Below are 4,745 nucleotides of genomic sequence, written 5' to 3' on the forward strand. Positions count from 1 at the left end.
AAAGGACTCCAGGACACCTTGGAAGCATCATTTATTTGAGTTAGTTACATATTATATGTACGAAGGCATTTCATTTACACAAGATTCTTGACGCTACCGTTTCTGCAGCTTCAGCAGCAAAGCTGGCTTCTAGTGCAGCTAGCAGTTACGTAGCATTGGTGAACACAACAACGGTTCAAACTGCTGTCAGCGCTGTTCAGAGCGCTTACCAGGAGACCACACAAGCAGAAGACTTTGCCCAATATTATAGTAGTTTGGCAACCTCCTATGCCGCAGCGGTCGGGAGTAGTGTTGGTGACGTCGCTGATTTAGATGCGCGCGCAGCAAATGCTAAGAGCTTGGCAACCTCTTACGCGATTAGTGCAGTATCATACGCTAGTTTGACTTCTAGTGCGGCTAATGCGGCTTCCAGCGCGGCAGCAATTGGGTTAGTTACGATGGTCAGCAATGCCAATGAGCTGACGGATTCAAGCGCTAAAACGACGACAATCTTTGCCAGTTACGCGGATGATGCGGTTGATGCCGTGTATGCCACGACACAATATGACCAAAATAATGGAACGTTGACGAATCTGTACACCGTCGTCGATAGTGCGGCTACGGTTGCTAGCAATGCGGCGACTGCTGGAAACTTACAAAATAGTGCTAGTGCAGCCCTTAAAATGGCCAGTTCTGCGGCTACTACCGGCGATTACGATACTGCCAGTTCGGCTTATGTAACGGCCACTGATTTGGGTCGTCAGGCCGAAGTAGCAGCCACCACGGCAATTGACGCATTTTCTGCAGCGGATTCTGCGACAAGCGCAGCCACGTCAACGGCTTTGATCGATATTACCAGTTCAGCCGCGGTTGATGCGAATACGGCTGCAACCGCAAATTCCACAGCGGCGAGTGCATCTACACAAGCAACTAAATATACCGGAACGCAGTCGGTCAGCTATGCTGCAGTCGCCTCATCGGCAGCAGTCACGGCGGCAAGTGCGGCCACAGTTGCTAGCACGGCTGCGGTCAATTTGGCATCCGCCACCACGGCAAAACAAGCCACGATGTATGCCCAGGAGATTGCCTCTGCAGCAAATACAGTAGTCGTAGCCGAGTCAGCAGCAACAAGCGCTGCCCTGATGGCATCGGAATTTGATGCCACACCGGTAAAAAATCAAAATACGAGTTCTTCAGCGGCAAGTGCTACCATGACGGTATCCACCGCACATCTAAACGTGGGGAACAATTTGACCCTGAGTCTCAGCGGGACGATTGATTCGGGGAGTACCAGTAGCAATAAGGTCACGTATATGTACTCGACCAACGGATCAATCTGGTCAGTATGGGGAACAGATACGAAGGCGGCTAGTGGTAACTTCATGTCGTCAAGTATTAGCAGTTCCAACACACAAGTCATCAGCGCGGCAGGAACTTATTACTTCCAAGGCGTCTTGACTGGTCAATCTGGTTTACTGGTGACAACACCGTATTCTGCAGGGTCAAATGTCATTATCGTTGTCGTTTCTGACCCTAAGGGCAATTATCAGACGCAAACTGCACAAGCGGCTAGTTCAGCAACGAGTGAAGCATCGTTAGCAGCAAGTGTTGCTAGTAACGCCAGTGTCAACGCAACAAAAGTAATGAACATTGGGACGGCAGACGCGACAACCATTTCCTATGCAGTGGCCGCGAAGAGTGCTAGTACGGATGCAACTTCTTATGCAACATTGGCTTCATCGGCGGCAAGCGCGGTACAGGACGCGTCAGTCTTGGCGTCTTCTTATGAAAAACAAACGACGTATTCAGCAGCTAGTTCCGCTGCTGCAGCTGCTATGGCCAGCGAATCGTTAGCTAGCTCCTATGCACAATTGGTGAACTCAGCAGCGGCTGTCGCTAAAACGGCAACGGCTGCAGCGTTACTCCAAGCGGCAAAGGATGGCGATACAACGCTGCAAGCTGAAATTGCGGCTAGCTATGCTTCAGCAGCGGCATCATCCGCAGTCGTTGCTTCTAGCGCAGCGGTGCGGGCCACCTCTAATGCCAACGATGCGAACCATGTGACGTCCTTAGCAACGAGCTATGCCGGTTACGTGACGGATTATAACAGTAATGCCGTAGTGGCGGCTTTGGCAGCGAAAAGTGATGCGACTGTGGCTAGTTCAGTAGCGGCAATGGCAGCATCATATGCGGCACTTGATCAGTACAGTGACGCTTCAGTTGCAGCGGTGACGGCTAGTTCAGCAGCTGTAGCCGCAATGACGGAATTAGCCAATGCGATGAGTCAAGCGGGCGCAACCGCACTGACTTTAATGTCACTTCAGTCTTCCTATGCGACTTCTGTCGCCGCAGCGGATACGTCCACAGCAGCTTCACTTGGGACAGTCGCGAGTTCGGCAGCAAGTGTTGCCAACTCATTGGCCAGTGTGATGGCGAAAAATACGTCGTTAGGAAGTTCCTATGTTTACGTGACGTCGTCATACGCTGCGGATGCTCAGGTGGCAGCGAGTGCGGCAACAGCTTCGGCTTCAACTGCGTCATCTGCCATGACCATCGCACAAATCGCCTTGGTTACGGGCAATGCAGTGATAGCTAGGTCTTACGCGACAGACGCGGATGCAGCTCTGGCCGATGCATCATCGTACATGAATGTGGCGAGTTCGGCGGCTAGTCTTAGTGCTTTAGGGGCGTCGTCTGCGCTTGAGTATTCAAACAATGTTAATAATCCGGATTACGTGGTGAACGGGACCGCATTAAGCATTTTGGGGATTCCGTTAAGTACAGGTTTCTTGGTTCAACCGGCAAAATTAACGTCAACGACTTCGGGAAATACGATTACGCTGTCGGCAACGGCGGCTATTTCAATTATTAATGCGCCAGCCCATACGATTTCACATACCTGGAATGTTCAAGTTAATGGCAAATGGTATACGTTGGATCAAGCAGTCAGCAATCATTTTATTAGTGCGCATAGTGATGTAGCGAACGATACGATACTGACACTGCCATCGTTGGAATCAAGCAGTGTACTGACGGTTACGGTTGATCCTAATTTTACGGGATCTATGGTTTTTCAAGAAATGGCGAGTCTCACGACGTTGGGCGTCTCGTTTAATGGAAGTGGGGCCATTGGCAGTGACCTGGCTGAAGTTAATGTCTATAGTAATGCTATTAACGCGGATGATTTGTCGGTTACTGGCAATAGTTATTTGATGAACGGCCAATCTGGCTCCTATTTGGCAACGACTAATCCAGCTAATGCGACTGGAAGTGTCAAATGGACCAGTAGTAATTCTAATTTGGCAACGGTCAATGCATCTGGTTTAGTGACAGCAGCGGCCAGTGGGACAGGTGTGGTTACAATTACGGCGACCCTGGCTAATGGGGATGGCACCACTGTGTCGGCGGCTCAAACGGTAACGGTTGGTAATGGGTTATCGGATAAGACAGTCGACGCAGGTGGTACCTTAACTTGGTCACCGGACGCAGATTTGAGCGATGCGTTGAGTTCTGGTGGGAGTATTACGTATACGTGGTACCTGCCAAATGGCAAGACGGTAACGACCACAACACCAACTTTGACGCTTAGCGGAATCAGTGCTAGTGATGCCGGACAATATCATTTGGTGATTTCAACCGCAAATAATTCTTATACGGTGGGACCAGCGACGTTGACGGTCAACGCGGTGGAGACATCAGCAGCAATGTCGTCGGCATCTAAGGCGTCTAGTGCGGCTAATGTTACCAACGAATATGCTAGTGTGGCAACGTCATATGGTAATTTGGCCAGCGATTATGCACCGAGAAATGCAACAGCTAGTGGGTACTCAACTTTGGCGAGTTCAGCGTCCATTGAGGCGTTAAGTGCAGCGGTTACGGCGTCAACGGCAACTGTACAAGCATTGGCAGCACAATCACAAACTGAATCAGCAGAGGCAGCAGGAAATAATTCGAGCGCACAGTCCTATGCGTCATCTGCAGCGTCTGCAGCTTCGGAGGCAGCGACAGCACAAGAAAAGTCATCGAGTGCAGCCACGCAAGCACAGACTTATGCCAATATGGCGATTGCAACGGTTGAGGAGGCTGATTCGGAGTCTGAAAGTGAATCCGAATCGGAATCCGAGAGTGAATCTGAGTCACTTTCGGTTAGCGAATCCGAATCCATCTCAGTGGCAGAAAGTGAGTCGACTTCAGTCTTTGAGAGTGAGTCGACTTCAACCAGTGAATCCGAGAGTGAATACCTTTCGGAAAGTGAATCTACATTAGAGAGTGAGTCAGAATCCGAGTCCGCGAGTGAGTCTACATCAGAGAGCCTGTCTGAATATGAGTCCGAAGCCGAATCAGAAAGTGTATTTGAATCTGAGTCTCTTTCTACGGCGGAAAGTGAGTCGACTTCGACGAGTGAATCCGAAAGTGAGTATCTTTCGGAGAGTGAATCGACGTTTGAATCCGAAAGTGAATATCTTTCAGAGAGTGAATCCGCGTCTGAGTCAGAAAGCGAGTACCTTTCGGAGAGTGAATCCACGAGTGAATCGGAAAGCGAGTACCTTTCAGAGAGTGAATCCACGAGTGAATCGGAAAGCGAGTACCTTTCAGAGAGTGAGTCCACGAGTGAATCTGAAAGTGAATATCTTTCAGAGAGCGAATCCGCGTCTGAGTCAGAAAGTGAGTATCTTTCGGAGAGTGAATCGACGTCCGAATCTGAAAGTGAATATCTTTCAGAGAGTGAATCGACGTCTGAGTCGGAAAGTGAGTATCTTTCAGAG

At 49.8% G+C, this 4,745-nt stretch carries 1 protein-coding gene; it reads left to right on the top strand.

The features are described from left to right. Positions 1-155 precede the first annotated feature (155 nt). A partial coding sequence (locus tag FAY32_RS14150) for a beta strand repeat-containing protein (protein ID WP_404820151.1) occupies positions 156-4,745 on the top strand: 4,590 nt, incomplete at its 3' end.

This window comes from Levilactobacillus enshiensis (genome assembly GCF_007115095.1).
In the GTDB taxonomy this organism is placed as follows: domain Bacteria; phylum Bacillota; class Bacilli; order Lactobacillales; family Lactobacillaceae; genus Levilactobacillus; species Levilactobacillus enshiensis.